Raw genomic sequence first — 16,616 nt, 5'->3', positions numbered from 1 at the left:
AGAAAGGAGTCGATATACATGACTGAACAAGTACAAGATAATATGCATGAACAAGTACAAGAAGTGCTTGAAAAATTGCGTCCATTCTTACTTCGCGATGGCGGAGATGTTGAGTTAGTAGACATCGAAGACGGAATTGTAAAAGTTCGTCTAATGGGAGCTTGCGGAAGCTGCCCAAGCTCTACAATCACATTAAAAGCAGGTATTGAACGCGCACTTCTTGAAGAAGTACCTGGCGTAAAAGAAATTGAGCAAGTATTCTAATTTAAACCATTTCGTGTTTTAAACACGTTAAAAAGGGTGCCCTTTAAGGGTCACCCTTTTTTACTTTCCACAATCTTTTTATTCTGCTGCTGCACTCGTTACTACACCGTTCGAATCAGGAACAACCACATCACATAAGTATTCAGGAAATTCGTTTCTTAAGCTTTCGGCCGCTTTTTCTCCCTGCCCTTTTTCGACAAAACAAATGACTGTAGGACCAGCACCGCTTAATACAACACCATAGACACCAAGTTCTTTACTGTATGCTACAATGTCTTTTAAAGCGGGAACAAGCTTCATTCGGTAAGGCTGATGGAATAAATCACGTTCCATCATTTTACCAGCTGTTTTCCAATCATTTGTAAGCATTGCTGCAACAAGCACGTTACTAATCCCACTTCCTTCTACCGCTTCTTTATATGGAAGGGAATCTGGAAGTACACTGCGTGCTTCGCTTGTTTTTAATTCATGCGAAGGAATCATAACGACCATTTCAATGTCGGGCTGACCAACTGAAATAACATTCGTTTCTTCCTCGCTATGACTTGCAATAATGAGTCCTCCGTACACAGATGGTGAAACGTTATCTGGATGACCTTCAAACAGGCTGCCATAACGCGCTTTTTGCGTTTTTGTAAGATCAAGCTCTAACAAATAGTCAGCAAGCTCAATTCCTGCTATAATCGCTGCTGCACTGCTCCCAAGTCCACGCGCTACCGGGAGCTCGCTTGTCATGTGAATATGACAAGGAGGTAATTCTTTACCTGCATCTTTTGCAACAACTTCAGCTGCTTGGTAAATTAAATTTTCTTTCCCTTTTGGAAGATTTTCAAGTCCCGGTGTAGATGATTCAATGTGCCACTGCTCTGCTCTACTTACCTCTAATATTAAATAACGATTCACAGCTAAGCCGATTGAATCAAAGCCCGGTCCTAAATTGGATGTACTGCCGGGAACTTTAATTAAAATTTTTTCGCTGCTCATTGGCGTACACAACCTTTTAACTTTTCAAGAAAGACTGCTTCATCATTTGGAATAACAGTTGGCTTTGCTTCAATAATATCCATCGCTGTCGTCGGATCTTTTAAGCCGTTTCCAGTTAGAATCGCTACAACTTTTGAACCTTTTTTAATTTCACCAGATTCAATTTGCTTCTTCACACCTGCAATTGAAGCGGCTGATCCAGGCTCAGCAAAAATTCCTTCTTTTCCTGTTAACAGCTGATAAGCTTCTAAAATTTCTGCATCTGTTACCTCATCAATTTTACCACCGGATTCATTTGCTGCATTTACAGCTAAATTCCAGCTTGCAGGATTTCCAATTCGAATCGCAGTGGCAATCGTTTCTGGGTTTTCAATTACTTGATTGCGTACAATCGCCGCTGCTCCTTCTGCTTCAAATCCGCGCATTTCAGGAAGTTTTGTTCCTTTTTTCTCATGATATTCTTTGAAACCTTTCCAGTAAGCAGAAATGTTTCCAGCATTACCGACAGGAATTGCCAGCACATCCGGTGCCTCTCCTAATTGGTCACACACTTCAAATGCACCTGTTTTTTGTCCTTCTAATCGATAAGGGTTTACAGAATTCACAAGAGAAATGGGTTCTGTTTCACTGATTTTTCGCACCATCTGTAATGCTTGATCAAAGTTTCCTTCAATTGCATAAATTTCAGCACCTAAGATCATCGCCTGGGCAAGCTTACCTAAGGCAATTTTCCCATCAGGAATTACAATAATTGTTTTCATTCCAGCCCGTGTTCCATAAGCTGCTGCCGCCGCTGAAGTATTTCCTGTAGAAGCACAAATAATTGCTTCACTGCCCTCTTCTTTTGCTTTTGCAACAGCCATTACCATCCCACGGTCTTTGAATGATCCTGTTGGGTTGGCACCTTCATATTTTGCATATAATTCAACGCCCCACTCCTCAGATAATCTTACAAGAGGGATAAGCGGTGTGTTTCCTTCATTAAGGGATAACATAGGTGTTTGATCTGTAACAGGTAGAAAATCTTTATATTGGTGTAATAACCCTTTCCACAACATATCTTATTATTCTCCTTCCACACGGTAGTGGCTTTTTACTTCAAAGACTACATCAAGATCTCTTAAACGATTATATACTTGATTATAATCCTTTTTGCTTGCATTGTGTGTTACCATGACAACTTCTGCCATATCTTTATCTTTTACAGGCTGCTGAATAAGCTGTTCTAAGCTAATATTATGCTCTGCAAATAGAGATGAAATTTTTGTAAATGCTCCCGCTTCATCCTTTACATAGAAGCGCAAGAAGTATTTCGCTTGAATTTCTTCATCTGCTTTTAACTCACGCTCAAACTGCGGACTTACAATCGTCTTTCCATTTACGCCTAAACGCATGTTTCTTACTACCGCTACGAGATCCGAAACAACAGATGTTGCCGTTGGAAGCTGTCCTGCTCCCGGTCCGTAGAACATCGTTTCTCCCACTGCTTCCCCGTAAACATAAACAGCATTGTATTCATCGTTTACAGCAGCAAGCGGATGACTGTTTGGAAGAAGTGTCGGCTGTACGCTTAGTTCTACCCTTCCATTATCACGTTGTGCAATACCAATCAACTTAATTGTGTAACCAAGCTGTTTGCTGTATTCAATATCTTCAAGATCAACTTGTGAAATTCCTTTTACTGATACATCTTCTAATGTAAGCGGCATTGAAAAGCCTAACGTACCGAGAATCACCATTTTACGAGCTGCATCTAAGCCTTCTACATCAGATGTTGGATCTGCTTCTGCAAAACCGAGCTCTTGTGCTTCTTTTAATACATCATCATAAGCTCCTTCACCTTTACTCATTTTCGTTAAGATGAAGTTTGTTGTGCCGTTCACAATCCCCATCATTTTTGTAATGCGGTCAGAAGCTAGTCCGTCCACTAAACCGCGTAAAATTGGAATACCGCCAGCCACACTTGCTTCATAATAAATGTCACAACCATTTTCATTTGCTGCCGCTAAAAGTTCATGACCATGAAGAGCCATTAAATCTTTATTTGCAGTTACAACGTGCTTCTTATTGCTTAATGCTTTTAAAATATAACTTTTGGCAAGATCGATCCCGCCAATTACTTCAATTACAACATCAATATTTGGATTATCAACGATTTCTTCTGCATTTGTCGTTAATAATGATTCATCAACTTCAACTTGACGTGCTTTATCTAAACTTTTCACTAAAATTTTTTCAACATGCACCGGGCAGCCCACTTTATGCTGCAGTTCTTCTTGGTTTGCTTCAATCATTCGTACAACACCGCTGCCGACAGTTCCTAATCCTAATAATCCTACTGATACTTTTTCAATCATCTTCTCACACTCCTTGTGTTTCTCCTAAAAAAACATGTGTCTTTTTATAGTGGACATAATTGTTGTTACGAAACATTATAGTAAGCTTTCGCCCATATGACAAGAGATATTTTCATATAATTCATAATTATAATGTTTTTCATCGTATTAAAATAGCTTTAACCTTCTGAAAATTAATGATACTAGTTTATGCGGCGGTGTTGATAAGGTTTGTTTTCTGATCACTCATACCTTCTCATTTTCTCATAAACTACTCATTTACTCAATAACAGTAAAAATATTTTGAAGATTAAAAAACGCCATTTACTCCAATAGTTGTCAGCTTCTCTAATTTCCCTTTTGATCTTATTAACAAATAATTAGAATATTTTCACAAACTATCCAACAAAAAAGCAGCATTATGTTGCTGCTTTTTTTGTTAACCATTCAACTTTTGGAAGGGACGTTAACTGCGAGAAATGGTGCTGTAATTTTTTAAGTGCTTCCTCCATTTCACCCGTTCTTTCTAGTAATTCATTCATTTTTTTCGCATACCACTGCTTTTGTTTATCTTCCTTGCTTGAATAATACCCTTCTATATATTCCACATAATACAGCGGGAAAAGCAGCCGACTAAACAAGAGACGATACTCTTTTGAAGTTAACGGTGATCGCTTTGTATAGCGGTGGATCATTCTCATACTCTTGTCAAAAGAGTTAGCTTTCAAAAGGGTTGGTCGAATATATTCAGCAAGATCTCTCATTGGATGATCAATAAGCCAATGAAAAGGTAATTTAAGGCGTTGATTCAGCTGAGGAATGAAGAGCCAACTCTGTTCATGAAAGCGATGATGGGCAATTGTTAAGTCTTGGCCCTGAATCCACCCCTGTTCAATTTGAGTATCAACAAAATATTGAATCGCATTTTCAGCAAGTCCTTGAAAATAAGAAAAAGATTGCAAACATACCTCGTCAAACACTGCTTTCTTTTCCTGTTTTGATACTTCTTCTGTTAACCAGTGCTCTAATTGATCAATTCTTGTTTCCCATCGTTTATTCCATGGCAGGTAGCTGTTTTTTTCAATTCCTCTATATCCTTTTCCTCTCTCGTGAAAAAGTGCAAGCTGCTCAGCTAAGCTGTTATGCTGTCTAGCTTCTGAAAACTGACAGTGAAGCAGCACTGCTTTTTTTCCCTCAATTGTTGTAACAGCTTGTTGACGGTTACTTAAATAAACAAGCGCTGCGTTTCGTTCCCCTTTATATTGAAGATGACTGCCAATCATTTTCCACTCTTCAATGATTGGTTTTGAAACGTGATCTGCTGGAACAATGATAAATACTCCTTTATTTGTTACAGCCGCCTCATAACCTGCAAGTCGAAAACGACCTCCAGCAGACAGCCCATAATGCTTATATATATCGTGAATAAACACACTCCTCACTCCTAAGACCATTTGTAATAGTTTATGTATGAATAATCTAGGCGTTCATCCAAGTATCTAGATTCACCTTAAGAATTCGATATCGAAACATGGACATATTAATTTTGAGTGATTCATTCTAAGAATCATTTCTTATTAAAGAGCGATCAATTCCTAAAAAAATTTCATACTTTTACCTATATCTGCATATATTAATGAGAGATTATTTTCTTCTTTTTGAGCAAATTTTTGTTTATAGGAAGAAAAATTACAAATAAAAGTTGGGTGAACGTGACGTGGGACAAAAAAAAGAAGATCCTGTTGCACAAACTGCGTTAACATGGTTAAAGGAGAGAGGCGTTAAAATAGATGACATTGCCGATCTTGTCTATTTTCTTCAAGTAAAATACCATCCAAATTTAACGTTAGATATGTGTCGTGAAAATGTAGAACGAGTGCTTTCAAAACGTGAAGTGCAAAATGCTATTTTAACAGGCATACAACTTGATCGTCTTGCTGAAAAAGGATTACTAGATCCTCCTCTTGAAGATATTGTTAAAAGAGATGAAGGATTGTATGGAGTCGATGAAATTATTGCCTTTTCAATCGTTAATGTTTACGGCTCTATCGGTTTTACAAATTATGGATATATCGATAAGCAAAAACCCGGTATTTTAGAACGTTTAAATGATAAATCAAGCGGAGAATGTCATACCTTTCTAGATGATATTGTCGGGGCAATTGCTGCTGCGGCTTCCAGTCGATTAGCTCATCGCGAGGCTGGGCAAGAGTAAGGGTGAGCATCATTGGTTAACTGTGACAAATTAAAAGAAGCTGCTTTTTTGCAGCTTCTTTTTTATGATTAAATATCCCAGTCCGCTAAAGAATCTACCGCATGGGTTGGCTTCACGTCTACTTCTTCAATATGCTCCTTTGTTGTTACTCCTGTATAAACAAGCAGCGTGTCAATACCGCCGCGAATCCCTGCTAAAATATCTGTATGATAATTGTCGCCAACCATTACTGTTTCTGATTTTGGTGTGCCGATTTTTTCTAAAGCTTGATTTACGATAATCGATTCCGGTTTCCCAATAAAAATTGGCGTCACTCCTGTTGATACAGAAACAACCGATGTAATCGCACCATTTCCAGGCATAAACCCTCTTTCAGTCGGGAGGGCTACATCTCCATTTGTTGAAATAAATGTTGCTCCTGCACGCACTGCTAAACACGCTTTTGCAAGTTTTTCATATGTTACTTCACGGTCAAGACCAACAATGACATAATCAGGATGATCATCTGTAATCGTCATTCCTTGTTGTGTAATAGCACTTCGGATTCCTTCCCCGCCAACAATATAAACAGAAGCATTTTCTTTTTGCTCTCTTAAAAAGCTTGCTGTTGCCATACTTGTTGTAAATACATGTTCCTCTGTCGCAGGCACGCCAAATTCACGAAGATGTTCTGCTACCTGTTCAGGTGTTTTCGAAGAGTTGTTTGTTACAAATAAATAAGGAATTCCCTCTTCCTCAAGGCGTTTCACAAAAGCAACAGCACTTTCAATACTTTCTGTACCGCGGTACATTGTACCATCTAAATCAATTAAATACCCTTTATACTTTTTCAACTTTTCTCTCTCCTTTTATGTAACGTTTCTCTCCAAGAAATCATATAGTACCACTCTATAGTATATCAAATCATTTTAACGCTTTCCGCTATTAACGAGTAAAACTTTTTAAAATCAGGCTTTACTCCAACGCGCAAAACTAAAAGGGGGTGCCTCAATAGGGTCTGACCCCCCACAACCTCATACAAGCTGTAGATGCTTTTTATAAATCGCATACTATATATGAGGCGGGGAGGGTCTGACTCTATGCTTTTGAGACAGCCCCTTTTAATTTTTATTTTGTTTAATAATATAACGACAGTTGTCGCCGCCTTTTGCCATACATGTAACACGGTCTACATCATTTGTACCGAGAACTCTTTGAAAAAGCGAAAGTTCACATGCACATGCTTTTTGATACGCATTTGCAACTTGCGAAATAGGACAGTTAAACTCTTTTAACAGATACGTATCCTGATCCTGCTTTTCCCATTCCACCATATAGCCATTTTCGTTTTGAATAACTGCAAGTTCTGCTACTTTTTCTTCAAATGTTTTGCCTTCCATACGCTGACTGTATGCTTTATTTAAACGATCCTCTCTTCGTTCAAAGAGCTTATCAATCGTTTCTTCTCCACTTATTTCCTCTAAATCCTTTAAAAATTCTAAGGTTAAAGCTGAATACTTGCGTGGAAATAATTCATCACCTGCTTTTGTAAGGTGATACACATAAAGCGGTCTTCCCATCGCCTGTCGAACAAGCGTTGTCTCAACTAAATGGTCACGTTCTAATGTATTTAAATGACGACGAACAGCCATTTCTGTTACACTAAGCTGCAAAGCCATCTCTGTAACTGTCATACGAGCTTCTTTCTTTAACAGCGCTAAAATTTGATCGCGTGTTGAGGTGGTTTTTTGTACCATATGCTTCACCATCCTTTCCACTATTGTAGCTTATTTTTACAGTATCGTAAATTTCTAAACAAAAATGTTTAAAAATTACCAACTGTAATAAGAAAAGCGCAAGGCGCCCGATTATCGGCGACAAGCACAAGGCAAGACGGCTAGAAGATTGCTTTTTATCTTCTGGACGGATTGATTTGTGACCTCGAGCCGATGGTGCCTGGAGCTGGACAATAAGAAAAGCGCAAGCGCCTTGCTCACCCCCGACAAGCAAATGTTCTTACGACGAAAAGGCGCTTTTTGCCTTTACGCCGTAAGGTTATTTGACTCGAGGGGGTAGGTGCTGAAGCTGGACAATAAGAAAGGACGATTCATGCCTTATTCAGTTGGCATAAATGCAGAAACAGGACCTAACTCTTCGTCTAAATAGCGGCGAACCTGCTTTGTAAATAAACCAATGACCTCATAACTGTTTGCAAGCACATCGTATAATTGATCAGCCTCAATTTCTGTGTAAGATTGAACAAGCATTTTACGATAGGCAATAACTTCTTTAAGCCGAGCTGATTCATTACGATTAATCACATTTTCATCAAGTAAAATATCAATAATATCTTCATAACTTCCAGGATCACGCATAATAAACCCATCAATAATATCATTTCCGACATCAATGATTGCTTCAATAACAACTTGAGCAAGACGTTCGAGTGCTAACTTTTCAACATGTTTCTGCCAAGAAGGTTGTTTCTGAAAGACGGCTAAACATTCTTCTATGTAAGAAAGATGTTTTTCAATGTTTTTTCGATCAACAAAATACATGTTCCCATCACCTGCTTTTTTAGAAATGTGTAAGTGATATGTAAGAGAATTTTTTAGGTGAATCCCCTTTCATTATCTTGTTTAATTTTATAATATAGTAACACAGCAGAACAATGATTTGATACAATCAAACAAAGAAGGACATAAAAAAGGAGTGGTATCATGGCTGAGCGTTTTTATCTTTATGATGAAACAGATGAAACACGCACACGATTTGTAAGCTTTATGGGTGAAAATCATCGTTTTGATTTAGGTATTCTTCAAACAGATCGCCATTATGGTAAATCAATTGTTTTTGACATTCAGAGCGGACGATTTGCGATTATTGGTCGAGACGATCTTGAAGAGCCCGGATACTTAGAGCACGCCTTTCAGCTTAATGAAGAGGACGCCGAAGAACTGCGAGAATTTTTAGAAGAAGTGATTACTGTTTAAGCCTTCTAAAGCTTTAGCCTGCATTAAAATCGCCTTTTAGGGACACGTTACAACTTAAAGGATCTTTCCTTTTTGAATGAGCTTCTAAAGAAAGGCGGTTTTTTTTATGCCCGAAGAAAAAAATAACAAATCAGAAAAAGAATATAACGATTTCGCTGTTGTTGAAACGATGCATAATTATGTGCTTCCAGAAGACTTACCTGAAGGACCTTATGGCTCACCTATTAACCGTAAACTTGGTAAATCAACACCGTTTGACGAAGATCAACGTTATTACAGCGCCTTTAATTATGAAAATAAAACACTTCATGAAGGATTACCTCGTCAAGACCCAGGATCGCATCCAACACACGATAATCCGAATGAAAGCGATGAAGCTCCTTATGATGATGTTTCACCTAAATAAGAAAAGCACAAGGCGCCCGATTATCGGCGACAAGCACAAGGCAAGATGGCTGGAAGGTTGCTTTTTATCTTCTGGACGGATTGACTTGTGACCTCGAGCCGGTGGCGCCTGAAGCTGGACACCACATTTTATAATTTCTTATCTTTTAAACAAATCTTTCCCCTCTTATTAAGATGGGGAAGGTTTGTTTTGTGATTTCTTATTTTTCACTTTTTTAATCACAAAAAATGCGCAGCCAAAGTTACAATATTCGTATACATACTCAGACAATGAGCTGATTTTCGTATCATATGTGGCTTTTGGATGAGTATCTTCAAAAAAGCCTTTTAAACGAAGCTGATTATAACCCCAATCGCCAATAATATAATCATATTTCGTTAAAATATCACTGTATCTCGCTTTAAATTCTTCTTCGTTCCAACCTTCTTTAAAATTTTCAACTAATTCATACTGATTTCCTTGTACAACAATCATGGACGGCTTCCACCTTTATACGTAATTTCCATTCACACCTTCTAGTTTACCACATTTCTTTCTCTTTCCCGAGCCAACAATTGTAAAAATAAAAACCTTTGAGTTGGTCATCCTAACGATATGGGGGTGACATTTAAAATGAAAAAGTGGTTTCTTGCGGCTGCAGCTGCTTTTATGATAACAGGCTGTCAAGCAGATAATAACGGAGATACAGCATATGATAATGATCTTGGAATGCGAAATGTGTCAGATACAGATTCCTACAACTTTGCAGATAAAACGACCCAAAAATTAATACCAAATCAAGATACGGATCAATTTGGATATGTGCGCCTGCAAAAAAATGAAAACGACAGCACACAGCAAGGTGTAATTGGTGCTATTGATCGAGATGCTGTGGCAGACATGATTACCCGTATGGCCGTTAACCTGCCAAATGTAAATGAAGCGGCAACACTTGTTACGGATGATAAGGTATTAATCGGCTACCAAACAGATGCAGAAGGACGCTTTGAAACAGCCGATCAAGTTAAGAAAACAGCGCTTTCTGTTATTCCGCGCTACTATCATGTTTACGTATCAGACGATGATACTGTTATTTCTGATATCGAACGCTTTCAAAACTTAACAACTCGTACGAACAATATCGATAGCTATCTGCAGTCTACTATCCAAAAAATGAAACAATCGCCTCAAGGGGAAAAAGTAAGCGACGGAGAAAACCCAAATGGTGTGATGGATGGAGAAACAGATGAAGGTAAGATGACGGAAGATTCAAATACAATGCAATAAACACAACGAAATAGAGATTGACTTATTAAAGAATGCACCTTTTTAACAAGGGGACATCCTCTCTTTTAAGTCAATCTCTTTCAAATTAGCTTATTAATTAATTTGCTTTTACATTTTTATTTGCTGCGTTAACCTGCTCATCCGCATGATAAGAAGAGCGCACTAATGGACCTGCTTCACAATGACTGAAGCCTTTTGAGAGCGCAATTTCTTTTAATTCAGCAAACTCTTCTGGACTCCAATATTTTTGCACCTTTAAATGACGCTTTGTTGGCTGCAAATATTGACCAATCGTCATAATGTCTACATTATTTGCACGAAGGTCATCCATTGTTTCAATAATTTCTTCTTTTGTTTCACCTAAACCAATCATAATACTAGATTTTGTCGGAATGGATGGATTCATTTCTTTGGCACGGCGCAAAAATTCAAGTGAACGCTCATAAGTTGCACGTGCGCGAACTCTTGGTGTTAAACGTTTAACAGTCTCAATATTATGATTTAAAATGTCTGGCTTTGCATCCATTAATGTTTTTAAATCTTCATAATTCCCATTCATGTCAGAAGGCAATACTTCAATACTGCAAAGTGGATTGCGTTTTCTTACTTCACGAACCGTTTCTGCAAAAATTTGCGCGCCGCCATCCTTTAAATCATCACGAGCAACCGCTGTTATAACCGCGTGCTTTAATCCCATTTGCTCAACAGATTCTGCTACACGCTCTGGCTCCTGCAGGTCAAGTTCTGTTGGTAGTCCTGTTTTAACCGCACAAAAACGGCATGCACGCGTACATACACTTCCTAAAATCATAAAAGTTGCTGTTTTTCTCACTGCCCAGCATTCATGAATATTCGGACATCTTGCTTCTTCACAGACCGTATGTAATTTTTTTTCGCGCATCATTTTTTTTAGGCCTGTATAATTCTCATTTGTATTTAATTTAATTTTTAACCATTCGGGCTTACGTAAGTATTCTTCTTTTTTAGCCATCTCGCTCACTCCAATACGATACTGTCTATTACTTATTATAATGATGATCAGCGAATCATCAAAGTGAAAAGTTTTCTAAAAACAGTGGTTTGTTATGTTCGATTCATATGTCAATGTAACACACTTTACGCTATTTCGCCACAAAAGCATGCTTCTAAAAAATTTCCAGCAATTATTTGTCATGTTTTTCAAGAGCAACACTCAAACTATGGATAAGTGAAATGAAAGGAGTGCTTTGGTTGAAGAAATTACTGTTCTTCTTTGCTTTTTTACTAACCCTTTCCCCACTTCAAAACGTTCGTGCTTCTGAAGCCGATACTTATAAAGAGCGCATGAATTTATATCATAAGATGGAAGCAGCTTCACAAATCCCTTGGTATATCTTTGCTGGTATTGACCAATATGAACTCAATGTAAGACGTACCCGCAATGACTTACCCCACGAAAAAGGCCATATTGGGATTTATTTCTCACCACGACAATGGGTTGGTCCGCTAAATCCAGATTTAAATGATACAAATTCATTAACAATTAACACATTCGGGGGAATAGGGCGTGACGGTAATGGAGATGGAAAAGCAGACCGTGAAAATGATGAAGATATTTTATATACATTTGCCCATCATTTAGAGCAGTACGGCACAAAAATGGAAGATCTTAAAATTGGATTATGGGACTATTATCATCGTGATCAAGCGGTTAGTATTATTATGAATAACGCTAAAATTTATAAGCATTTTGGAAAGCTTGCCTTAACAGAGCGTGCCTTTCCAGTCGCCCTAAAAGCAAACTACAGTTATCGTAATACATGGGGAGATAGAAGAGGATGGGGAGGTTTGCGCATCCATGAAGGAACTGATATTTTTGCAAATCATGGCGTTTCGGTGAAAGCAACGACATACGGCGTGGTAGAAATGAAAGGCTGGAACCGATACGGCGGGTGGCGAATCGGAATTAGGGATTTAAATAATGTGTATCATTACTTCGCTCACTTAAACGGGTTTGAAAAAAATATTGCAAAAGGAACAATTGTAAAACCTGGAGATGTAATTGGATATGTAGGAAGCTCAGGATACGGTCCTCCTGGCACCTCTGGAAAATTCCCACCACATCTTCATTACGGCATGTACCGTGATAACGGCTATAAAGAATGGTCATTTGATCCATATCCTTCTTTAAGAGCATGGGAACGAGAAGAAAAGCAAAGGCTCCGCAAAAAATAAAAAGAGATGACTCAAATGAGTCATCTCTTTTTAAATTATCCTTTTTGTTTTGATACACGCACTGCATTTAAAATACTTGCAGCAAGACCTCCCCAGATAATGACCATACCAGCAAGCATCATTACGATTGCACTTCCACTCATATTAGCTTACCTCCTTATCATTTGCTGCAGTGCTTTTATTCCATTTTACTAATGAAAGAATTATCCCAACAACAACCGCTCCTGCAGCAACCATCCAGCCTGATTGAATAATAAATGCTGTTTCATATCCTTCATAATTTTCAGCGATGTTCTGCTTAATTAAATCAAACATCATATATCCTAATACAACCGGTGTAATCACAGATAAACAAATATTCCACCAACCGCCAAGACGAATATCAGAAATACCGTTTGCATGTTCTTTAAGATCTGGAAGCTTTCTTAATACCCATGCAATAACAACTACTTCAACTAGTCCTGCTAATGCAACACCAAATTGATTAATAAAATAATCTGCCACATCTAAGAAAAATAAGCCGCCTTGAGTTGCATAAGTTACCGAGACAATTGCTGCAAAACCACCACCGAAAAGAACGGCTTTTGTACGAGAAATATTAAATTTCTCTGTTAACGCTGCAACATATGTTTCGACAATTGAAATCAATGAAGAAAGACCAGCAAGAACAAGTGATGCAAAAAATAAGAAACCAAATAAACTGTTTAAGGCAGGAAACTCATTAATAATTTGCGGAAAGACAACAAAAGCAAGTCCTACTCCACCTGTTACAACCTCTTTTACAGGAACACCTTGTGATGTTGCCATGAACCCTAATGCACTAAATACGCCAATACCTGCTAATAATTCAAATCCAGAGTTACTAAACCCTGTAATAAACGCATTGTTTGTAATATCAGACTTTTTAGGAAGATAACTTGAATAAGTAATCATAATCGCAAAACCAATTGATAAACTAAAGAAAATTTGTCCGTAAGCAGCTACCCATACTTTACCGTTGGAAATTTGCGACCAGTCCGGTTTGAAGAATGCTTCTAATCCTGCTGCTGCACCTTCTAAGGTAAGAGCTCGTACAACAATAATAAAGAATAATACAACTAATGTTGGAATGAAAATTTTATTCGCTCGTTCAATCCCTTTTTTAACACCCTTTAATAACACAGCTAACGCAATAACCCACACGATAATAAGTGGAATAAATACACCCGGTACAAGACCTCCAAAGTCACCAGGAACTCCTCCACTAGCAATATCCACTCGATTTAAGTAATTGCTCATTAAAAATGTACCAGTATCTTCTCCCCATGATAATTTTAACGAGAAAATACTATAAGACATTGCCCAACCAATAATAACAGCATAATAAGTAGAAATAACAAATGAAATGGCAACCTGCCACCAGCCGATCCATTCTGTTTTACGATTTAAGCGAGAGAATGCCAACGGCGCTGAACCTCTATATCTATGTCCCATTGTAAACTCTAAAATTAAAAGCGGAATTCCTGCTGTTAACAGCGCAAATAAATAGGGAATAAAAAACGCCCCTCCCCCATTTTCATATGCTGTGGCAGGAAAGCGCCAAATGTTTCCTAACCCGATTGCGGAACCAACAGCAGCTAAAATAAAGCCTGCCCGCGTTCCAAATTGTGCACGATTCTCCATTGAATCTTCCTCCTTTTTTTGTTTGCTCAATATAATTTTATAAAGAGAGAATCTTTATGGTACACCTTCCAGAAAAAGGTTTTTAAATTTTATCTTTTTTCTGACTATTTTGTATATTTACAGGTGCTACGTTAAATAGTATATATCGATCGTAAACCTCTGTCAAAGCATTATTTGCATTTTCCTTTAAAAATTGTCGAATTATGCGTGGTAATTAATGGAGGTACTGTTATATCAGAAAAACAGCTCAAGCATTTGCTTGAGCTGCTTCAATTTAAACAACTGCTGTTTTATTTTTTGTAATAAAAATAAAGATCGTAAGCAGAACGAGCGCAGAAAGAAGAGCAGCTAATACACTGCCTGTAAAACCTAACACAAGATAGCCAATTGCTGAAATAACTGCAGCAGCAGCTGTATATGGAAGCTGTGTCATTACGTGATCAATATGATGACTGCCCGCTCCGGTAGAGGAAAGAATCGTTGTATCTGAAATTGGTGAGCAGTGATCCCCAAACACAGAACCCGCTAATACTGCTGCCATTACAGGAAGCAGCATTGTAATATCCGCTGCTGCTGCAATGTCCGCTGCAATCGGAAGCATGATTCCAAACGTTCCCCAAGACGTTCCAGTAGCAAATGCCATAAATCCAGCAATAATAAATAATAAAAACGGCAAATAAGCAATGTTAATATGTTCGTTTACAAGACCTGCTAAATATTTACCTGTACCGAGACCAGAGATGATTTCAATTAATGTCCATGCAAAAAACAAAATATAAATAGCAGGAAGCATTGATTTAATGCCGCTCCACAATCCTTTTCCAAAGCTACCGGCTGACATTCCTTTTGTTAAAAAGATGACAATCGTTACAGCTAAACCGACTAAGCCGCCATATAATAATGATGCCGCAACGTCTGTATTTTCAAAAATACTTAAAATCGTCGCAGTACCTTCTGTATTTTGCGCGCCTGTTATCATCATAAACGCCACTGTCGCAGCGATTAATGCAAGAATCGGTAAAACAAGATCACGCACTTTCCCGTTTGAACTTTCCGGAAGATCAGATGTTTCACCCGGCACTTCGCCTTTTTGCGGATCTAATACTTCTCCAGTTTTTACAGCACGTTCTTCATGAGTTTTCATTGAACCGAGATTAATATTATAAAGCGCTGCTGCAACCACAAGAATCATTGCAATAATGGCATATAAATTCATTGGAATCATTGTCATAAATGCGGACAGTGCACTTATTTCAGTTACGCCATGCGTCGCTAAAAGCCCGCCAATAATCGCAATAATATACGCCCCCCAGCTCGAAATGGGAGAAATAATACAAATCGGTGCGGCTGTTGAATCAATTAAATAAGCAAGCTTTGCACGTGAAACGCGGTGACGGTCTGTTAACGGGCGGCTCACATTTCCAACAGCTAAGCTGTTAAAATAATCATCAATAAAAATAATAATACCTAGTAAAATCGTTATTAACTGCGCCCCTACACGTGTTTTCACACGCTTCATTGCCCACTCACCGAATGCACGGCTTCCACCAGCCATTGAAATAAGTGATGTAATCATTCCTAAAAGCAGTAAAAAGAAAATAATATATATATTCCACGTATTTAAGCTGCCGTCTGAAATGATAATTCCTTTTACAATCTCGTAAATTTGTAAGGCACTATCCCCTACACTGTATTGATTAATCATTAATGCGCCAACGATAATTCCAATGCCTAATGATAATAACACTTTTCGTGTAACCATTACCATGATAAGCGCTAAAATCGGCGGAATTAATGATAATGCTGAATGCTCCATTTTTTCCCTCCTATTTTTTATTAAACTCTTAATTTGTCTTTCGAACACACAAAAAAGCGATGATAGGAAAATTACCTATCATCGCTTTTAATAAGCAATGTTGGCAACGTCTATCACGATAAGTAGTTCTCCACCACAAGCAAAGCTTCCTCTTGCAGTGACAGTGTTATTCCTATTCGGCAATAACCCCAACAGCAGTCACGTGACAGTGAACCCTGTTTCGGCACTGTTCCCTTTTCATGTTGATCACCGTTGTCATCCTCACAACATGTACTTATGAACACTGCTCCTCTACCCCATCATGGGATAAGTTGGACAAATTATTTTATTGATTATTATTTTAACAGAACGTTTTTTTGATTTCAAACAAATTTTCTTACTGTTCCACTTCCGATAAAAACCTAAAATAAAGATATTTAATCTTTATAAATTTCTGTTATTTCTGAAATTTGAATACCTATACATTATATCGATAAAATAC

The 16,616-nt window shown here is 38.0% G+C and carries 17 protein-coding genes, 1 pseudogene and 1 riboswitch; of the genes and pseudogenes, 6 read left to right on the top strand and 12 right to left on the bottom strand.

Annotated features, from left to right (window positions below):
* Positions 1-42: 42 nt before the first annotated feature.
* Positions 43-264: pseudogene (locus DS031_RS00660) on the top strand (NifU family protein); the annotation flags it as partial.
* Between the two features lie 78 nt (positions 265-342).
* Here the strand turns inward: DS031_RS00660 and thrB are convergent.
* From thrB to yutH, 4 genes are all read right to left on the bottom strand, one after another.
* The gene (gene thrB / locus DS031_RS00655; protein WP_113803998.1) at positions 343-1,248 is read right to left on the bottom strand and encodes a homoserine kinase; all 906 of its coding nucleotides are present in this window, start codon (positions 1,246-1,248) and stop codon (positions 343-345) included.
* Entirely contained in the window at positions 1,245-2,303 is a 1,059-nt protein-coding gene (gene thrC, locus DS031_RS00650) for a threonine synthase (protein WP_113804324.1), read from the bottom strand. The genes thrB and thrC overlap by 4 nt, the downstream gene beginning before the upstream one ends.
* A 9-nt stretch (positions 2,304-2,312) precedes the next feature.
* Entirely contained in the window at positions 2,313-3,605 is a 1,293-nt protein-coding gene (locus DS031_RS00645) for a homoserine dehydrogenase (protein WP_113803997.1), read from the bottom strand.
* A 398-nt stretch (positions 3,606-4,003) separates the two neighbouring features.
* A complete protein-coding gene (gene yutH / locus DS031_RS00640) occupies positions 4,004-5,017 on the bottom strand; it encodes a spore coat putative kinase YutH (RefSeq protein ID WP_181832945.1) in 1,014 nt (337 codons plus the stop codon).
* A gap of 284 nt (positions 5,018-5,301) precedes the next feature.
* On the opposite strand from yutH, the gene DS031_RS00635 reads away from it, so the two are divergent.
* On the top strand, positions 5,302-5,799 hold the full coding sequence (locus DS031_RS00635; protein ID WP_113803995.1) for a phosphatidylglycerophosphatase A family protein: 498 nt from the start codon (positions 5,302-5,304) through the stop codon (positions 5,797-5,799).
* 68 nt (positions 5,800-5,867) lie between these two features.
* Here the strand turns inward: DS031_RS00635 and DS031_RS00630 are convergent, their stop codons facing one another.
* The 3 genes from DS031_RS00630 to DS031_RS00620 all read right to left on the bottom strand — a co-directional run bounded on the left by DS031_RS00630 (position 5,868) and on the right by DS031_RS00620 (position 8,336).
* Positions 5,868-6,632 (bottom strand): TIGR01457 family HAD-type hydrolase, encoded by a 765-nt coding sequence (locus tag DS031_RS00630; protein WP_113803994.1) that lies wholly within the window; start codon positions 6,630-6,632, stop codon positions 5,868-5,870.
* 267 nt (positions 6,633-6,899) lie between these two features.
* Entirely contained in the window at positions 6,900-7,535 is a 636-nt protein-coding gene (locus DS031_RS00625; RefSeq protein ID WP_113803993.1) for a helix-turn-helix transcriptional regulator, read from the bottom strand.
* Between the two features lie 357 nt (positions 7,536-7,892).
* Positions 7,893-8,336 carry a DUF86 domain-containing protein gene (locus tag DS031_RS00620; protein WP_113803992.1) on the bottom strand — a complete coding sequence of 148 codons (444 nt, stop codon included), beginning with the start codon at positions 8,334-8,336 and terminating at the stop codon, positions 7,893-7,895.
* Between the two features lie 162 nt (positions 8,337-8,498).
* On the opposite strand from DS031_RS00620, the gene DS031_RS00615 reads away from it, so the two are divergent.
* Both DS031_RS00615 and DS031_RS00610 read left to right on the top strand, forming a co-directional pair.
* On the top strand, positions 8,499-8,771 hold the full coding sequence (locus DS031_RS00615) for a DUF3055 domain-containing protein (RefSeq protein ID WP_113803991.1): 273 nt from the start codon (positions 8,499-8,501) through the stop codon (positions 8,769-8,771).
* A 106-nt stretch (positions 8,772-8,877) separates the two neighbouring features.
* A complete protein-coding gene (locus DS031_RS00610; protein ID WP_113803990.1) occupies positions 8,878-9,177 on the top strand; it encodes a hypothetical protein in 300 nt (99 codons plus the stop codon).
* A 168-nt stretch (positions 9,178-9,345) separates the two neighbouring features.
* Here DS031_RS00610 and DS031_RS00605 read toward each other — a convergent pair whose 3' ends face one another.
* Positions 9,346-9,651, bottom strand: a complete 306-nt coding sequence (locus DS031_RS00605) for a YutD family protein (RefSeq protein WP_113803989.1) — start codon at positions 9,649-9,651, stop codon at positions 9,346-9,348.
* 138 nt (positions 9,652-9,789) lie between these two features.
* On the opposite strand from DS031_RS00605, the gene DS031_RS00600 reads away from it, so the two are divergent.
* The gene (locus DS031_RS00600; RefSeq protein ID WP_113803988.1) at positions 9,790-10,443 is read left to right on the top strand and encodes a YhcN/YlaJ family sporulation lipoprotein; all 654 of its coding nucleotides are present in this window, start codon (positions 9,790-9,792) and stop codon (positions 10,441-10,443) included.
* Between the two features lie 97 nt (positions 10,444-10,540).
* Here DS031_RS00600 and lipA read toward each other — a convergent pair whose 3' ends face one another.
* Positions 10,541-11,434, bottom strand: a complete 894-nt coding sequence (gene lipA, locus DS031_RS00595; RefSeq protein ID WP_113803987.1) for a lipoyl synthase — start codon at positions 11,432-11,434, stop codon at positions 10,541-10,543.
* 221 nt (positions 11,435-11,655) lie between these two features.
* Between lipA and DS031_RS00590 the strand changes: the two genes are divergently transcribed.
* Entirely contained in the window at positions 11,656-12,657 is a 1,002-nt protein-coding gene (locus DS031_RS00590) for a M23 family metallopeptidase (RefSeq protein ID WP_113803986.1), read from the top strand.
* 35 nt (positions 12,658-12,692) lie between these two features.
* On the opposite strand, the gene DS031_RS00585 is transcribed toward DS031_RS00590, so the two are convergent.
* The 3 genes from DS031_RS00585 to DS031_RS00575 all read right to left on the bottom strand — a co-directional run bounded on the left by DS031_RS00585 (position 12,693) and on the right by DS031_RS00575 (position 16,135).
* Entirely contained in the window at positions 12,693-12,800 is a 108-nt protein-coding gene (locus tag DS031_RS00585) for a methionine/alanine import family NSS transporter small subunit (RefSeq protein ID WP_113803985.1), read from the bottom strand.
* A 1-nt stretch (position 12,801) separates the two neighbouring features.
* Entirely contained in the window at positions 12,802-14,319 is a 1,518-nt protein-coding gene (locus tag DS031_RS00580; RefSeq protein WP_113803984.1) for a sodium-dependent transporter, read from the bottom strand.
* Positions 14,320-14,593: 274 nt separating this feature from the next.
* Positions 14,594-16,135, bottom strand: coding sequence for a Na+/H+ antiporter NhaC family protein (locus DS031_RS00575; RefSeq protein WP_113803983.1), 1,542 nt, complete (start codon positions 16,133-16,135; stop codon positions 14,594-14,596).
* Positions 16,136-16,250: 115 nt separating this feature from the next.
* Positions 16,251-16,437, bottom strand: a riboswitch (Lysine riboswitch).
* Between the last annotated feature and the right edge of the window lie 179 nt (positions 16,438-16,616).

Origin of the sequence: Bacillus taeanensis (genome assembly GCF_003318295.1) — a bacterium.
Classification (GTDB): Bacteria; Bacillota; Bacilli; order Bacillales; family UBA6769; genus Maribacillus; species Maribacillus taeanensis.
Note: the sequence above shows the minus strand (reverse complement) of the source record. Positions and strands in the feature narration are given on the sequence as shown.